The organism is Clostridia bacterium, from assembly GCA_035628995.1.
Taxonomy (GTDB): Bacteria; Bacillota; Clostridia; order Lutisporales; family Lutisporaceae; genus BRH-c25.
On the sequence record DASPIR010000030.1, the window covers coordinates 1 to 16,279 of the forward strand.

Genomic DNA, 16,279 nt, shown 5'->3' on the forward strand with positions numbered 1-16,279 from the left:
TTGTATATCAGCGAACACTTATAAGTCTTTGGGTAACAGAATAGAGCTTGATACGTAGGAAAATCCGTAAGATTTACGTGATGTAAATCTAGCACATACCAACAGGACGTTGGGTTTATGTGCGTTAGGATTTTACAAGTAGCAAGCTCTAATTCTGTCCAAAGCTTATATTGTGTGAGTCGATATACAAAGTTAATGCTCTTATGTTGCTATACATGGCTGTCCTTGTTTTCAACTCTAATGAGCCAAGTTAGACATTCAGACAGCAATCATGTTGTATTTGCTCATGAAAGCATTATGTCAACTATATAGCGAATTGTCTTTTGGTAAATAATCCGATAGAATATAGATATATGCAATATGATTATGAATTTACATTTTAGCCATATATTAGTTGAGGAGTACAAGACTGCGAAGGCTTTTCTTGAACCACGCGCAACTCGAAACGCGAAACGAGCAACCAGACCCAATAGGAATACCAAAGATTTGCACGAGCCACGGGGCACGGGCCAAATAAGGAGGAAAGCCATGAGAATACTTCACACATCAGACTGGCATCTGGGCAAGACCCTTGAGAACATAAACAGGATAGAAGAGCAGAGACAGTTTATAGACGAGCTATGTGGAATTGCAGAAAGCGAAGCAGTTGATTTGGTGCTTGTGGCTGGTGATATTTTTGATACATATAACCCGTCTTCTGCGGCTGAGGAATTGTTTTACGATGCAGTGGACAGATTGAATGCCAAGGGTACAAGGGCAGTTGTCGTAATTGCAGGTAATCACGACAGTCCTGACAGGCTGTGCGCAGCCAGCCCTCTGGCATATAAGAACGGAATAGTATTACTGGGATATCCGGGAAGTGATGCTGCAGTATATGGAGCCTATAGCAGGGAAGGTCACCCCCGATCTTCCGTAATACTGCAAGCAGGTCCGGGATGGCTGGAGCTAAAGCTTGGGGGATTAGAGCACAGCGCTGTTATAATAGCCCTTCCATACCCGTCTGAAAGCAGGCTTGAGCAGCTTTTGTCAATCGAGTCGCAGGAAGACAAGCTTCAAGAGGCTTATTCTGATAAAATTGCAGAATTGCTGCGCCATTTGAGCAGCAACTTCAGAGAAGATACAGTGAACCTTGTTGTCAGCCATTTGTACCTCAGAGAGGGTATGACATCAGACTCTGAAAGGCAGCTTGGGGGAGCTTTGGTTGTAGATCCTTGTTTGCTCCCGGATAATGCTCATTTCATAGCGTTGGGACACCTGCACAGACCGCAGAGGATAAAAAGCTCACCGTCACCTGCATATTACTCAGGCTCTCCTATAGCATACAGCTTTTCTGAGACTGATTACAGCAAGCTGGTATACATTGTGGATGCAGTTCCGGGCAAGGTCTCGGAGGTTAAGGAGGTATACCTCAATTCAGGGAAGCAATTGAAGCAGTGGAAGGCAAAAAACGGAATAGAGGAAGCTTTAAGGTGGTGTGAAGAGGGTAGAGACCCGAATGCCTGGATAGATCTTGAGATACACACAGACAGGGCACTCACATTGGAGGAGCAGAAAAGGCTTAGGGAGCTCAATCCCGGAATCATAAACATCAGACCGGTTGTAACGGATGAAAAGGACAGTGTAATAAGCTTTGAAAGCCGGGAAGGAAAAAGAATAGAGGAGCTTTTTAAGGATTATTACAGGTACAAGACAGGTATGGAGGCAGCTGAGGAAATGCTGGAAACCTTCATTGAAGTAGTTAATGGAGACTTTGAAGGGGAAAATGAAGAAATGCTGCTTGGGGGTGAAGATATTGAGACCCAGGTATCTTGAGATAGAGGGGCTGCAAAGCTTCAAAGAGTCACAGACTGTAGATTTTGACAAACTTGGAGAAACAGGTCTGTTTGGCATATTCGGACCCACGGGCAGTGGAAAGTCAACAATTCTGGATGCAATAACCCTGGCCTTGTATGGCAACGTGCAAAGGGCAAACAGGGGCACCCAGGGTATAATAAACATGTCTGCGACAAATATGAGGGTATCCTTTACCTTTGATCTGGTTAAGTCAAATGAGAGAAAGACTTATAAAGTAGAGCGGGTTTATAGAAGAAAGAAGGACTCGGAAAGCTCCATAGAATCAAGAGTCGCAAGATTGCTTGAGCTTGGAGCTTCCGGTGATGTTGTTATTGCAGATAAACAAGGAGAAGTAAACGAGGCAGTAATTGAGCTTATCGGATTGCAGTTCGACGACTTTACCCGTTCTGTTGTGCTGCCGCAGAATAAATTCCAGGAGTTTCTTCTGTCGCCAAAGGCCGAAAAGACTAAGATGCTTGAGCGTATATTCTACCTTGAGGAGTATGGCAGAGAGCTAATGGATAAGGTAAACAGGAAGCTCGGAAGGATAAGGAACAAGCTTTCGGGGATTGAAGGGGCGCTATCCGTATTGGGTGGTATCTCTGAGACTTCACTGAAAGAAGCAGAAGCTGCGTTTGGCGCATCAATAGAGCATAGAAAGGGCATGGATGACTCCTTAAAAGCTTCTGAAGCAGAATATAGCGAAGCCAAAGAGGTGTGGGAGCTTTCCATAGAATTGCAGGGGGCAGTACTGAAGCAACAGGAGCTGCAAAGCAAAGCAGCAGAAATTGATTCTATAAGGAGCCGCTGCAAAAGGGCTTTGGCGGCGCAGAGCCTCACTGATACCATAAGTGATCTTAGAAAAACAGAAATAGAATTGAAGAGAACGGCAGAAGGACTGGAAAAGCTGGAAACAGGCCTTGCAGAGTTGAGCGGCCAGCTGGAAAAGAGCAAAGGCGAGCTTGAGAAGGCAAGCGCATTAAGGCAGGAAAGGATTCCTGTGCTTGTAGAGCATAGGACTAAGCTTGCAAAAGCGCTGCAGACAAAAAGTGAGCTTGAGAAAATGGAGGAAACCCTTCAGAGGCTTAGAAACGAGCACATGCTGCTTAAAAAAAAGGTGGACCATTGGGATGAGATCATAGCAGCGCACAAATCGAAGCTTGAAGAGGTCCTGGGAAAAGTGGCGGAGAAGAAAGCTCATGCTGAGGCCTTAAAGTTCGATGTAAGTTATAGAGATAAAGTGCAGAAAGGAGCCGCTCTGGAGGAAGAGCTGGATCGCTCGCAAAAGGCGAAGGAACAACAGAAAAGCCGGTGCGATGAGCTTTCGAATGCTATTGAACGACAAGAGAGTGAGCTTGGAGGCTTAGAAAAGTCAGGTCTCAAATTATATAGTGAAATGGAAGCGGCGAGAGCTTTATATAATCAGCACAAGGGAATTAAGCGGTGGGACAGGAATGACATACTAAAAGCTGAGACAAGATATTATGCTATAAAGTCAATCACTGATGCTCTGAAGCTCAAGCACAGAGATGTTGAGCAGTTAGAGCTGAAGCTGTCTGAATATAATAAGCAGCTTCAAGCGCTGGAGAGGAAAATGCATGGACTTAGTATCCAGAAGGCGGATAATCAAGGGGAGCTTGACAAGAGTCGAACTTCCCTTGAGGAGAAGAAGAAGGAGCAGGAGAGGAATACTGCGCTGTTATTGGCGCAGAACCTGAAGGAGAATGAGCCGTGTCCTGTTTGCGGGTCTACGGCACATCCACATCCGGCTGCTCATTTAGAGGGTGCTGATGCAGCAACAAGCGTAGAGGCAGTCAAAGAACTGAATTCCATGATTGAAAAGCTCGATTTGGAATGCAGAGTTCTGGAAAATGAAGGCATAAAGCTTTCTGAACAGCATAATAATTTAAGAAATCAAAAAGAAGCCTTGAGGGCTGATGTAATAGCTAAGCAAGATGAGCAAAAGGAGCTGCAGAACAAGCTCCCTGAAGAATATCAGGAATTGTCCATTACTTTGATAGAGGGCACTCTTGATAAAATGTCGGGAGAGAAGCAGGAAAGGCTCAAGGCTATCGAAGATTGGGAGAACAAGCTTGTGGATTTGGAAGCAGCACAGAAAAAGGCAGCTGAAGAGTATAACCTTTACCAGGTGGAAAGCAGCGGAAAGCGCTCGCAGCTTGAAGCAAACAGGAAGCACCTTGAGGAGCTGAGGAAGGTTTATATTGAGGTTGAGAAGGATTGCTGCACTAAGAAGGAAGCCTATGATGGTATTGTAAGGAGCTTGGGAGTTAGCAGTATGAATGGTGAGCTGCGAAGAATACAGAACAATGACCGTGAGGCGGAGAGCCTTCATAGAGAGATAGAAAGCCTTGAAAATAGTGTGGCAGGGAAAAGAAAAGAAATAGAGAAAGCTGAAGAGTCGAAAGCACTTGATATGGAGAAGCTTTCTGAAAATACGGCTGAGGGCAGAGGTTTCAAATACCAGAAGGAGGAGAAGGAGAAAGAAATCCAAGCTCTAATAGGAAATAAGGATATAAAGACAGAAATGGCAAAGACCGAGGAAGAAATGGATTCCTTAACCGGGGGGGAACAAAAAGCTCAGGAATACGTCAATATTGTCAGGGAAAGATACGAAAAGACTATTAAGGATAAAAAGGTATTTGAGAAGCAGAGGGAGATATATGAAGAAAAGCTGAGGAGTGATACTGAGAGGCTGGAAAAGGGGCTTGTGGACAAAGGTTTCATTTCGGTGCAAGCGGTAGAGGATGCGTTTATACCGAAGGAAAGCTTGGAACAACAGGAAACCACAGTAAAGGAATACGAAGAGCAAGTGAGCAGCAGACAAGCACACAAAGCGTTAATAGATAAGAAGCTGTCAGGAAGGAGCATCACAGAAGATCTGTGGAGGGAAATCAGCCTCAGGTATGAGGAGCTGAAGCTCGAAAAGGAAAATAGTATAGCGATATATGAAAGTGCGAAAAACAGGTTTGAAACAATCAAGTCCAATTATGCAAATTGGCTTTCCCTTGGTAAGGAGCTGCAGGAGCACTCCAGAAAAAAAGAGCATCTCGAGCAGTTTAAGAATCTTCTTAAAGGCAATGGCTTTATAGAGTATATATCTGAGGAACGTCTAAGGTACATAGCGAAGGAAGCCTCTGAAACATTAGGCACTCTGACCAGACATAGGTATGGCCTGGAATTGGATATGGAGAATGGGTTTGTTATCAGGGATGACTCTAACGGGGGAATGCGCAGGCTTGTAACCTCGCTGTCCGGGGGTGAAACATTTTTGGCCTCTCTGGCACTTGCCCTTGCGTTATCATCTCAGATACAGCTCAAAGGACAGAGCCCGCTTGAGTTCTTTTTCCTTGACGAAGGCTTCGGAACGTTAGACAGCAGTCTTCTCGATACAGTAATAGATGCACTGGAAAGATTGAGCACCCAGAAAAGAGTAATCGGGCTTATCAGTCATGTGCCGGAAATGAAGAGCAGGATTACAAGGAGACTTGTAGTGGAAGCTCCGGTCATCAATGTTTCAGGAAGCAGGGTTTCTATAGAAAAGGCTTAAAAAATATGTCGGAAACTTGTTATTTCCCGGGAAATTTAAGAGAAAATGTTTAACCCGGTATTTATGTAAAGGAGGTAATTATGAATCAGGAAAACAAAAAATACATTGCTTTAATTTTAGTTGCAGTTATACTCGCTGCAGGCCTTATAGCATCAACATTTATAGTAACTGATGGCTTGGTAGAGATAAAGGGGAACAGATCTATAACCGTTGCGGGTTCTGCGAAACAGCAAATAAAGTCAGACCTTATCGTATGGAAAGGAAACTACTCCTGTCAGTCGAACTTGATGGCAGAGGCCTATGCCAAGCTTAAGGTAGACTCAGAAAAGGTAAGGAAGTATTTGCTGGGCAAAGGTCTCACTGAAAAGGACCTTGTATTCTCATCCATAGATACGAGCCCGGTATACGAGGTAAACTTCAATGGGCAGTATACTAATAATATCATTGCTTACAGGCTTAACCAGCGGGTAGAGATAAGCTCCAGCGATGTTGACAAGATAAGCCAAATCTCAAGGGAAGCTACAGAGCTTATTAACGATGGAGTGGAGTTTCAATCCTATCCTCCTCAGTACTTCTATACCAAAATCGCTGACTTGAAGGTCAGCATGCTTGCAGAGGCTACCAAGGATGCAAAAAATAGGGCTGAGCAGATAGCTCAGAATACCGGCAGTAAAATAGGCGCCTTAAAATCAGCAAAAATGGGTGTGTTCCAGATTACGCCTTTATATTCAACAGAAGTAGCTGATTACGGAATAAATGATACATCTTCACTGGAAAAAGAGATAACTGCTGTAGTAACGTGCACCTTCGAAATGAAATAGAGAAAAACAGGGGGTTAACAAATGGGGAAAATACTATGTTTTGTTTACAATGATATGGCGGATTTTGAGCTTACACTGGCGACTCACTTTGCAGGCCATTATGCAGGCAGAGAGATAGTTCCTATAGCATACGATAAGGCTGCGGTTGCCGCAAAACCCGGACTGCTTTATTTTCCGAAGGCAACAGTCACGGAAGCTTTACAGCTTGAGGATGTGGATGGTCTGATTATTCCTGGAGGCTGGAACAGCGAGCAAAGACCAGAGCTTACTGAGCTTATTAGAAGGCTTGACGGAGAAAACAAGCTATTGGCTGCTATATGTGCTGGACCTCAGTATTTTGCGAGGGCTGGAGTGCTGGGAAACCACAAGTATACTACTACTCTTACAACTGAAGAATTGAAGGAAAGCGGGGAAGTGGATTTCTTTCCTAGATATAACTTCCTGGATGAGAAAATAGTGAGAGACAGGAATATGATAACAGCAGTAGGTGTTGCATTCGTAGATTTTGCGGTGGAAATCGGTGACTATTTGGGAATATATGAGAAACCAGAAGAAAAGAAAGAATATTCAGATGCATATAAGGGACTCTTATAACTCTAGGGATAGTATTTCGCCTTGCACGTCTTGTCTTGCTTCCAGGCATTTCCAGTGAGGTATGTAATAATTTGTGTTTGGTTAAAATAATCCAGTAGTTACAATATTAAAATACTACTGGAGGATTGATGCCTGTATGGATAAAGTCAGCGGGATACTTAAGTTTGCAGCCAGGATGGAGAAGGATGCAAGGGATTTCTATAACTACTACGGGGATAAGGTGAAATCTAAGGAGTTAAGAGAAATATTCAACAAGATGGCTAGTATCGAAGAACTGCACCATGAGTATTTGACCAAACGGTATGAGGGGCTTATGCAAAAGGAACCGCCTAAGGAGCTGGCATGGAATATAGCCAGCGACCTTGCAATGAAAGACCCCCATATTCTTGCGGATACCTCGAACATACTCGGGGAAAACGAGAATGGAATTTCTGACCTTATGGTTATTAGGATGGCATATCTCATCGAGAAGGAATTCGAGGAATTCTACAAGAATGCGGTCAAAATTGCAGATGATGAGGTCGCCAAGAAAATTCTGACTGAGCTCTCAGTCTGGGAGGGTCAGCACAAGGATTACTTCGAGAAGCAGTATGAACAACTTCTTAGTAAGAACTGGGAAGATGCGGCATCTATACTGTTTGCAAAATAAACGCGATAAAACGATACTTTTAAGTATCGTTTTTTTATTGTTAATGGTGCACATATTCCACAACTATAAAATAATACAAGGGTCGAATACATTTTGACTTGAAGGAATAAATATAATAGAATTATAATATCAAATTTAAATTCACCTGTAAGGGGAGGTAGTAAATTGATCAAGGATTTGAATGAAATGAGAAATAGCTTTTTAGAGCTGGTGAAGAGGATTAAATACTATAATGACGCATTGTCAGTACTTTATTGGGATCTAAGAACAGGAGCCCCAAGAAAAGGCGTACCCCAAAGGGCTGAAGTCATTGGCATGCTGTCAGCAGAAGCCTTCAAGCTTTCTACCTCGACTGAGATGGAGGAATACCTGGCATACTTTGATGAGCCTGGCAATAAGGTCAGGCTGGACCATATAATGAAAGCCGTAGTAAAGGAATGCAGGAAGGAATTTGATAAATACAAGAAAATTCCAGCAGATAAATATAAGGAATATGTGATACTGACGTCTGAAGCAGAATCTGTATGGGAGGAAGCAAAGAACAGCAGCGACTTCGAGTTGTTCAGGCCTTATCTTGAGAAAATAGTTGATTTCAACATGGAGTTCATTGAGCTATGGGGTTATAAGGATAATAAGTACAACACTCTGCTGGATTTCTATGAGCCAGGAATGACAGTTGACAAACTGGATCTGATATTTGATGAACTGCGAAGCAAGATAGTGCCTTTGGTAGCAAGGATAAAGGAGTCTCCTAACCAGCCTGAGGAGGAGTTGTTGAAGCAGTATTTTGATATGGCAAAGCAGGAGGAGTTCAGCCTGTATATACTGGAAATGATGGGTTATGACTTTGAAGCGGGAAGGCTTGATGAAAGTGAGCATCCCTTCACTATTGGGATAGGTCCTGGAGATGTGAGAATAACCACTCACTACTATTCCAACGATTGCATCAGCGCCCTTATGAGTGCCTTGCATGAGGGGGGACACGCACTGTACGAGCAAAACATTTCTGATGAGTTAAATGGCACACCGCTTTACACCGGAACCTCCTCAGGAATACATGAGTCACAGTCAAGGTTCTGGGAAAACATAATCGGAAGAAGCCGCAGCTTCTGGGAAAGGTACTACGAGGAGCTTCAGAATGTATTCCCGGATCAGCTTAAGGATGTAGCTCTTGAGAAGTTCTATAGAGCCATAAACAAGGTGGAGCCCTCCCTTATCAGGGTTGAAGCTGATGAGGTCACATATAACCTCCACGTCATGATAAGGTATGAAATTGAGAAGGCTCTCATGAACAAGGAAATAAAGGTGTCAGACCTGCCAAGGGTCTGGAATGAGAAGATGCAGGAATATCTGGGGATAATGCCGCCTAATAATGCCCAAGGCGTCCTGCAGGATGTGCACTGGGCAGGAGGAAGCTTCGGATATTTCCCCTCCTATGCCTTGGGCAACATCTATTCAGCACAGCTGTATAATACAGCAAGGAAGGAAATCAAGGATTTTGATGCGCTTGTGGAAAGCGGCGAGCTTATAAAGATAAAAGAATGGCTTTCAGAAAAGATACACAAGTATGGCAAACTGCTTGAACCGTCAGAAATATTGAAGGAAGTCACCGGCGAGGAGATCAATCCCAAGTACCTGATAGATTATCTGGAGAATAAATACAAGGAAATATATAAGCTCTAAAAAATGCTGTCGTGAGTAAAAGCGGTTAATGATAAATCTCCAAAATAAGAACAGCCATGTCAATAGCCACATATGAGTATACAGAAATTGATGGCACTAATTCACTCCGCCTAAGAAAAGTCTAACGCCTTCCAATATCCAGACCTGGACGTGGAAGGCTTGCTTCGGCGTCCTGCCTCGCATACGACTTTTCTAAGGCTCCGCTTCTAAGTGCCATTAACAATTTCTGTATAGACATACTTAGGCTATTGATATGGCTGTTCTACCAATTAGTTACTAAGTAGATGAAAGCTATGTAACGATATATGGAAGCATTAGCTTTGTATATCAGCGAACACTTATAAGTCTTTGGGTAACAGAATAGAGCTTGATACGTAGGAAAATTCGTAAGATTTACGTGATGTAAATCTAGCACATACCAACAGGACGTTGGGTTTATGTGCGTTAGAATTTTACAAGTATCAAGCTCTAATTCTGTCCAAAGCTTATATTGTGTGAGTCGATATACAAAGTTAATGCTTCTATGTTGCTATGACATGGCTGTTCTTATTTTGGTGGTCTGTCGACTATTTCATAACATCGAAGTATTGATATGCTTTTCAGCCTCTTCTACAGGAAGAGGTTTACTTATATAAAAGCCTTGAAGCTCGTCACAATCCAATTGCTGCAGCAGCAATAGCTGTTCCCTGGTTTCCACCCCTTCAGCGATTACTTTAAGATTCAAGGTATGAGCCACGTCTATTATAGCTTTTACGATAGCATAGGTGTTCTTGTCCTCAAGGATATCAGCTACGAAGCTCTGATCAATTTTCAAGAAATTTATAGGGAAATGCTTCAAATAGTTAAGAGATGAATAGCCTGTCCCAAAATCATCAATGGATATACTGACACCCATATTGATGAGCTTGCCCAGAGTATTTACAGTAAACTTAAGGTTTTCCATCGCGGCCGTTTCTGTTATCTCAAGCTCGAGACATGAGGAATCAAGTCCCTTCTCACTAAGTACATTCATAATAATCTCAGGAAGGTGCTGTTCTTTGAACTGCCAAGCAGAAAGGTTGACTGCAAGGCGAAGATTGGTAAATCCAAGCTCGCGCCAAGTCTTAAGCTGGGTGCAGGCGCTATTAAGCACCCATTCGTCCACATACTTGATGAGGCCTGTTTCCTCTGCCATAGGTATAAAATCAGCAGGATAAAGAAGTCCCTTTTCCGGATGCTGCCATCTGACAAGGGCTTCCATACCCGCCAGCTCACCAGTTTTGCCATCTACCTTAGGTTGGTAATGAAGCACCAGTTCACCATTATCTATAGCATGGCGTAGGCCTTTTAACAGGTTGTACTTTTCCAGGGTATTATGATTTATGTCATTCGAGTATACCTGATAATTGTTCCTGCCACTTTCTTTTACACGATACATTGCTGAAGCTGCATTTCTGAGTATTACATGGGTTTCGATGCCATGGTCAGGATATGCCGCTATTCCTATGCTGGGTGAAATAAACAGCTCATGACTTTGTATTATGAAAGCCTCGCTGAATGCATCCAATATGTTCATAGCGCAGAGTACAGCATCATGAGTACTGCCAATTCCGCTAAGCAGTACCGCAAATTCGTCACCGCCCATTCTGGCTAAAAAGGAGGTCTCGGGTACTGTTTTTGCAAGTCTGCCGGCTGCGCTCTGAAGGAGCTTGTCACCTATATTATGTCCGAGTGTATCGTTTATGTTCTTAAACATGTCCAAATCGAGGAACAATACTGCCGCAGGGGTACTTACTTCTGAGGCACCTTCAAAAGCTTCGTTAAGCCGATCATAGAAAAGCTTACGATTCGGTAGAAGTGTCAGCGTATCATAATGGATCTTGTCTTTAACTTTCTCTTCCATGTTTATCGTACCTGAATATAAAAATTTCCTTTTACTGCCAAATCTAAAAACCAAAACGACACACCTCCCGATAGCTTTTGAGTTTTTTGTCCCTACATATATATTTCGGCATTATCATTCTGAATTTTAAGTTAATTCATAAGAATTCAATAAATAGTATTATTATACTTAACTATAGTATTGACAACAAGGCGTATTCTGTATTATATTAAGTGAAAACCAACTTTAAACATAATTATGGAGCTGATTTTATGAATACCATTAATTGTATGACAAATAGAATGCATCATCATAGGCAGAGCGCTTAAGCCTTTTTGGAAATTTTCCATGGGCATGAGTGCTGTTTGCGCTTGTGCCTATGGGATGCGATATTAAAAACCCCGTAGGTTAATTAAACCTACGGGGTTTTGTTTTTTAGAAAATTTCAATAGTTGTAGGGGCGAACACTGTTCGCCCGTACATTTTAATTTAAATGAGAACAAGGAGAGGGATTAACTATGCAAAGTTTTGGAATTCCTCAGGGTATGAGGGATATTCTTACTGATGAAAGCAGCAAAAGAACTATATTGCAGGAGAGGCTGCTGCATTATATGCAGTCCTGCGGATTTTGCCGTATAGAAACACCGCTGTTTGAGTATTATGAGCTATTTTCCGGTGATATATCACCGGTTGATGATGAAAGTATCATAAAAACAATAGACAGTGACGGGAAGGTAGTGGTTCTAAGGCCTGACATGACAATTCCAACAGTAAGGGTTGTTGCCACAAAGCTGAAGGGGCAGCAAAAGCCTTTAAAGCTGTTTTATGTGGGAAATGTATACAGGGCAGATAAGAAAAACCGAGGGACAGGGAGAGAATTTTGCCAGGTTGGGGCGGAGATATACGGATGTTCCGGTAAGTGGTTGGATTTAGAAATCATAGGGATGGCAAAGGAAAGCTTCAGAGAAGCCTCAGTAACAAACTACAAGATTGATATAGGACATGTAGGAATAATCAAAGGTATTTTCGAAGAGCTAGCCATAGCAGAAGAAAAGAAAGTCTATATTATAGACCTGATTGGCAAAAAGAATCTGGTAGAACTTGAAAAAGAGGTATCCACCCTTTCAATTAGCAGCAGGCATAAGGAAATAATCTGTAAGCTGCCGCGTTTTTTTGGGAGACCCGAGGACATTTTCAAAAGTATTGATGAAATTATAATCAATGATACTGTGAGGGAATCAGCTGACCATCTTTTTGAAGTATGTGAGAAAAGCAGAGAAATGGGTTTGGAGGCCAATCTTATAATAGACGTTGGGATGACAGGGAATATGAAGTATTATACCGGGTTGATTTTTAAGGCATATGCCCAGGGAACCGGCGATGTGGTGATTTCGGGAGGCAGATATGATGATTTGCTTGGGAAACTGGGTTTAAATACAACTGCAGCAGGGTTTGCAATATATGTTGACAGTATGATTGAAGCAGCAGCAGTGGAGAACATGAAGCAGCAGAGGGAACACAAGATATTAGCCATCTTTAGTGACAACAGCTTCATTGAAGCTTTGAGGTATTCTGAAAGCCGCAGAAAAGACGGAATAACCGTAAACCTGATAAACTGTCTGGACATATCCGATCCTGAGCAATACTGCAGGCAATACGGTTATGATGAGATATTAAATTTTAAGTAGAAGGGAGTGATGGAAATGCTGAAGGTAGCTATCGCAAAAGGCAGAGTGGCTGAAAAGGTAAGTGAGCTTCTGCTTGATACAAGTGACTACGGAAATATAATTGATTTAAACTCCAGAAAGCTAGTTTTTATCAATAAGGATAACGAAATAGAATTTTTTATGGTAAAGCCTTCTGACATTCCTGTATATGTAGGAAGTGGGGCGGCAGATATAGGCATTGTAGGGAAAGATGTACTTATGGAGACTCAAAACCAGGTATATGAAATACTGGACTTGAAAACCTGCAGCTGCAGGATGGTCTTGGCAGGCCCTTCTGAGAAGCAGCAGGTGAGACCTATAGTTAGAAAAATCGCTACCAAATATCCTAGAATAGCGGCGGAATATTTTAACAGCAAATCAGAGCCTGTAGAGATAATAAAGCTGGACGGCTCAATAGAACTTGCTCCCATTGTCGGATTATCGGATGCAATAGTTGATATTGTTGAAAGCGGAAAGACCTTGAAGGAAAACGGACTGGTAGTTTATGAGAAAATTTGTGATATAACTGCGAGAATGATAGTGAATAGGGTCAGCTACAAGATGAAAAACAAAAGTATAAGCACCTTTGTAGCAGCTATAAGTACGGCCATTGAAGGAGGTGAGACCCGTGCTGAGAATATTGTCATGGGATGACAAAAGCAGTATGGAGAGCTTTTTAGGACAAAAGAGCTATAGCTTCATACCTGAAGAAGTGACTGCTGCAGTAAAAAAAATAGTACAAGATGTCAGGGACAGAGGGGACAAGGCAGTCCTTGAGTACAGCAGAAGGTTTGATAATGTGAAGGATATAGAGGATTTCAGGGTTAGTGCCAATGCCTTGGGGGCTGCTGCAAGGGAAGTAGATAAAAGCTTCATAGTAGCTATCAGTAAGAGTATAGCTAATGTGAAAAGATTTCACAAAGAGATGGGCGACAAGGATTTCAACATAGTGACGGATAACGGCAGCGTGCTGGGCAGCAGGGTTACTGCCATAGACAAGGCTGCAATATACGTACCCGGCGGAAAAGCCTCATACCCTTCAACTGTGGTAATGTGCGCAGTGCCAGCCATAATTGCAGGAGTCAGAGAAATAATCATATTGACCCCTCCTTCTGAGGATGGTGATATCAATCCATATGTAGCAGTGACAGCAAAGCTTCTTGGGATTGACAAGGTCTTTCGGATAGGCGGGGCTCAAGCGGTGGCAGCAGCAGCTTTTGGCACCAAGACTGTGCCAAAGGTCGACAAGATTGTAGGGCCGGGGAATGCATACGTAGCAGCTGCAAAGAGAGAAGTATACGGATTTGTAGATATTGACATGATAGCGGGGCCCAGCGAAATTGCGGTAGTAGCAGACAGCAGCGCTAATGCACGCTGGGTTGCAGCTGATGTTCTATCTCAGGCAGAGCATGATGAAATGGCCAGATGTTTTCTGGTTACTGACTCTGAAGCTTTTGCAGTCAGGGTAAATGCTGAAATAGAAAGACAGCTTGCAGGTATGAAAAGACAGAGCATAATTAGCCATGCACTGGCAAATAATTCGGCAGCTATTGTGGTTGATAACATAGAGAAGTCCGCGGATATAATAAATAAAATTGCTCCGGAACATTTGGAAATAATAACGGAAAACCCCTTCAGAATATTGAAGGATATCAAAAACGCAGGAGCTATTTTCCTTGGAGGTTATTCCACAGAGCCCATAGGTGATTACATCGCAGGTCCCAATCATGTCCTGCCTACCTATGGTACCGCAGCTTTCTTTTCACCCCTTTCAACCAGGGATTTTCAGAAAAGATCAAGCTTAATATATTACAGCAAAGAGGACTTGGAGGCCTTTGGGCCTGCTGCTATGAAAATTGCTGAAGCGGAAGGCTTGGAAGCCCATGCAAACGCATTGAAAGTGAGGCTTCAAAATGATAGATAAGTTAGTGTCAAAAAGAGCGCTTGAGCTTGAATGCTATAAGGTGGAATCAAAGACACAGGGCATAGCTCTTGATAAAAACGAAATACCTTGGAGTTTGAGTAATAAAGTGGAGGAAGCTCTCATTAAAAAGATTAAAACAATGGAGTTCAACCGATACCCGGATAGTGACTGTACAGACCTCAAAACAGCGATTTCAAGGTATACAGGCATTGGTGCTGAATCAATAAGCGTAGGCAACGGCTCTGACGAACTTATACATATGGTGCTTCAGGCCTTTATAGACCCGGGTGACACTATAGCTGTCCATAATCCTACCTTCTCAATGTATAAGATATATGGAACAATCTGCGGCGCCAGAATATGGGAGTATAACATGGACAGCGATTTTGAAATCAAGCTTGATGAATTTATCGATTGCCTTGAAAAAGAAAAACCTAAGGTTGTCTTTGTATGCAACCCCAACAATCCTACCGGCAGAAGGCTTGAATTATCAGAGATAGAACAGATATTGAGGAAGGTCAATGGTATTGTACTTGTGGATGAGGCATACTTTGAGTTTTCAGGCTTGACTGCTGCAGGACTTCTTTCCAGATATGACAACCTCATAATACTGAGGACATTCTCTAAGGCTCTTGGATTAGCAGCATTAAGAGTAGGATATATGCTAGCCTGCCCATCGGTCATAAGCTATATTGACAGAGTTCGTTCACCATTCAATGTAAATACGTTTGCACAAGCTGCAGCAGTAGAGGTTTTGGAAAACCTCGATACAGTGACAGAAAGAATTGAAATATTAAAAATTGAGAGAAAAAGACTTGCTGAACTGCTTACATCTCTTGAAAACCTTCAGTGCTTTGAATCCTGGAGTAATTTCATTCTGATACGCTCCCCATATGCGGTCGAAATATATAGGAGACTTCAAGCAGCAGAGATTCATATTAAAAGTTTTCCCAACTCTATACTTAAAGACTGTCTGCGGGTTACAATCGGCAGCCGCTTAGAAAATGACAAGTTCTATGAAATTGTTAAGGAGGTGCTGTATGAAGGAGCCTAATGAAGAAAGGACTGCGGAATTATCCAGAAAGACAAATGAGACTGAGGTTTATATAAATATAAACCTGGATGGAAGCGGAAAGTATGATATAGATACAGGTGCTCCTTTTTTCGACCACATGCTGGAGCAGCTGAGCCTGCACAGCGGTTTTGACCTTGTTGTCAAGGCAAAGGGGGATATAAAGGTAGATTTGCACCATACTGTGGAGGATGTGGGAATAGTTTTGGGAAAGCTGCTGTATGAATGCACCAGGGATAAGGTCAGTATTGCAAGGTATGGCAGTATAATGCTTCCCATGGATGACTCTCTTTGTACGACAGCGGTGGATTTTTGCGGGAGGGCAAATCTTGTATACAACTGCAGTACACTGCAAGGCTGTATAGGGGATTTTGACACAGAGAATGTTAAAGAATTTTTCAAAGCACTTGTAAGTAATTCTTTCATTACCTTGCATATAAACCTGCTGTACGGAGAAAATCTCCACCACAATGCTGAATGCATTTTTAAGTCGGTGGCAAGAGCTTTAAAAGAGGCGGCGGGCAGGAGCCCTTCGATTGGTGTACCCTCTACAAAGGGGTGTGTATAG

12 protein-coding genes are annotated in these 16,279 nt (G+C 42.6%); 11 read left to right on the forward strand and 1 reads right to left on the reverse strand.

What is annotated here, in order from left to right:
* The first annotated feature begins 528 nt into the window (after window positions 1–528).
* The 6 genes from VEB00_13490 (at window position 529) to VEB00_13515 (ending at window position 9,148) form a co-directional block, all read left to right on the forward strand.
* Window positions 529–1,812 (forward strand): exonuclease SbcCD subunit D, encoded by a 1,284-nt coding sequence (locus VEB00_13490; protein HYF84028.1) that lies wholly within the window; start codon window positions 529–531, stop codon window positions 1,810–1,812.
* Entirely contained in the window at window positions 1,763–5,401 is a 3,639-nt protein-coding gene (locus VEB00_13495; protein HYF84029.1) for an SbcC/MukB-like Walker B domain-containing protein, read from the forward strand. The genes VEB00_13490 and VEB00_13495 overlap by 50 nt, the downstream gene beginning before the upstream one ends.
* A gap of 80 nt (window positions 5,402–5,481) precedes the next feature.
* On the forward strand, window positions 5,482–6,222 hold the full coding sequence (locus VEB00_13500; GenBank protein ID HYF84030.1) for an SIMPL domain-containing protein: 741 nt from the start codon (window positions 5,482–5,484) through the stop codon (window positions 6,220–6,222).
* Between the two features lie 21 nt (window positions 6,223–6,243).
* Window positions 6,244–6,816 carry a DJ-1/PfpI family protein gene (locus tag VEB00_13505; protein ID HYF84031.1) on the forward strand — a complete coding sequence of 191 codons (573 nt, stop codon included), beginning with the start codon at window positions 6,244–6,246 and terminating at the stop codon, window positions 6,814–6,816.
* 136 nt (window positions 6,817–6,952) lie between these two features.
* Window positions 6,953–7,465 (forward strand): ferritin family protein, encoded by a 513-nt coding sequence (locus VEB00_13510; protein HYF84032.1) that lies wholly within the window; start codon window positions 6,953–6,955, stop codon window positions 7,463–7,465.
* A gap of 186 nt (window positions 7,466–7,651) precedes the next feature.
* On the forward strand, window positions 7,652–9,148 hold the full coding sequence (locus VEB00_13515) for a carboxypeptidase M32 (GenBank protein HYF84033.1): 1,497 nt from the start codon (window positions 7,652–7,654) through the stop codon (window positions 9,146–9,148).
* A gap of 571 nt (window positions 9,149–9,719) precedes the next feature.
* On the opposite strand, the gene VEB00_13520 is transcribed toward VEB00_13515, so the two are convergent.
* Window positions 9,720–11,084, reverse strand: coding sequence for an EAL domain-containing protein (locus VEB00_13520; GenBank protein ID HYF84034.1), 1,365 nt, complete (start codon window positions 11,082–11,084; stop codon window positions 9,720–9,722).
* A gap of 443 nt (window positions 11,085–11,527) precedes the next feature.
* Between VEB00_13520 and hisZ the strand changes: the two genes are divergently transcribed.
* Genes hisZ through hisB form a run of 5 tightly spaced genes read left to right on the forward strand, consistent with a single transcriptional unit; the run spans window position 11,528 to window position 16,279 of the window.
* Entirely contained in the window at window positions 11,528–12,697 is a 1,170-nt protein-coding gene (gene hisZ, locus VEB00_13525; GenBank protein ID HYF84035.1) for an ATP phosphoribosyltransferase regulatory subunit, read from the forward strand.
* A 9-nt stretch (window positions 12,698–12,706) separates the two neighbouring features.
* Window positions 12,707–13,369, forward strand: coding sequence for an ATP phosphoribosyltransferase (hisG, locus tag VEB00_13530; GenBank protein ID HYF84036.1), 663 nt, complete (start codon window positions 12,707–12,709; stop codon window positions 13,367–13,369).
* Entirely contained in the window at window positions 13,344–14,639 is a 1,296-nt protein-coding gene (gene hisD / locus VEB00_13535; GenBank protein HYF84037.1) for a histidinol dehydrogenase, read from the forward strand. The genes hisG and hisD overlap by 26 nt, the downstream gene beginning before the upstream one ends.
* Window positions 14,629–15,693 carry a histidinol-phosphate transaminase gene (hisC, locus tag VEB00_13540; GenBank protein ID HYF84038.1) on the forward strand — a complete coding sequence of 355 codons (1,065 nt, stop codon included), beginning with the start codon at window positions 14,629–14,631 and terminating at the stop codon, window positions 15,691–15,693. Before hisD ends, hisC begins: the two co-directional genes overlap by 11 nt.
* Complete coding sequence (hisB, locus tag VEB00_13545; GenBank protein ID HYF84039.1) at window positions 15,680–16,279, forward strand: imidazoleglycerol-phosphate dehydratase HisB; 600 nt, start codon at window positions 15,680–15,682, stop codon at window positions 16,277–16,279. The genes hisC and hisB overlap by 14 nt, the downstream gene beginning before the upstream one ends.

Bases quoted from the DNA above. Each gene is read 5' to 3' on its own strand.
- VEB00_13490 (HYF84028.1), top strand. From the start codon at position 529: ATGAGAATACTTCACACATCAGACTGGCATCTGGGCAAGACCCTTGAG.
- VEB00_13495 (HYF84029.1), top strand. From the start codon at position 1,763: ATGAAGAAATGCTGCTTGGGGGTGAAGATATTGAGACCCAGGTATCTT.
- VEB00_13500 (HYF84030.1), top strand. From the start codon at position 5,482: ATGAATCAGGAAAACAAAAAATACATTGCTTTAATTTTAGTTGCAGTT.
- VEB00_13505 (HYF84031.1), top strand. From the start codon at position 6,244: ATGGGGAAAATACTATGTTTTGTTTACAATGATATGGCGGATTTTGAG.
- VEB00_13510 (HYF84032.1), top strand. From the start codon at position 6,953: ATGGATAAAGTCAGCGGGATACTTAAGTTTGCAGCCAGGATGGAGAAG.
- VEB00_13515 (HYF84033.1), top strand. From the start codon at position 7,652: ATGAGAAATAGCTTTTTAGAGCTGGTGAAGAGGATTAAATACTATAAT.
- hisZ (HYF84035.1), top strand. From the start codon at position 11,528: ATGCAAAGTTTTGGAATTCCTCAGGGTATGAGGGATATTCTTACTGAT.
- hisG (HYF84036.1), top strand. From the start codon at position 12,707: ATGGAAATGCTGAAGGTAGCTATCGCAAAAGGCAGAGTGGCTGAAAAG.
- hisC (HYF84038.1), top strand. From the start codon at position 14,629: ATGATAGATAAGTTAGTGTCAAAAAGAGCGCTTGAGCTTGAATGCTAT.
- hisB (HYF84039.1), top strand. From the start codon at position 15,680: ATGAAGGAGCCTAATGAAGAAAGGACTGCGGAATTATCCAGAAAGACA.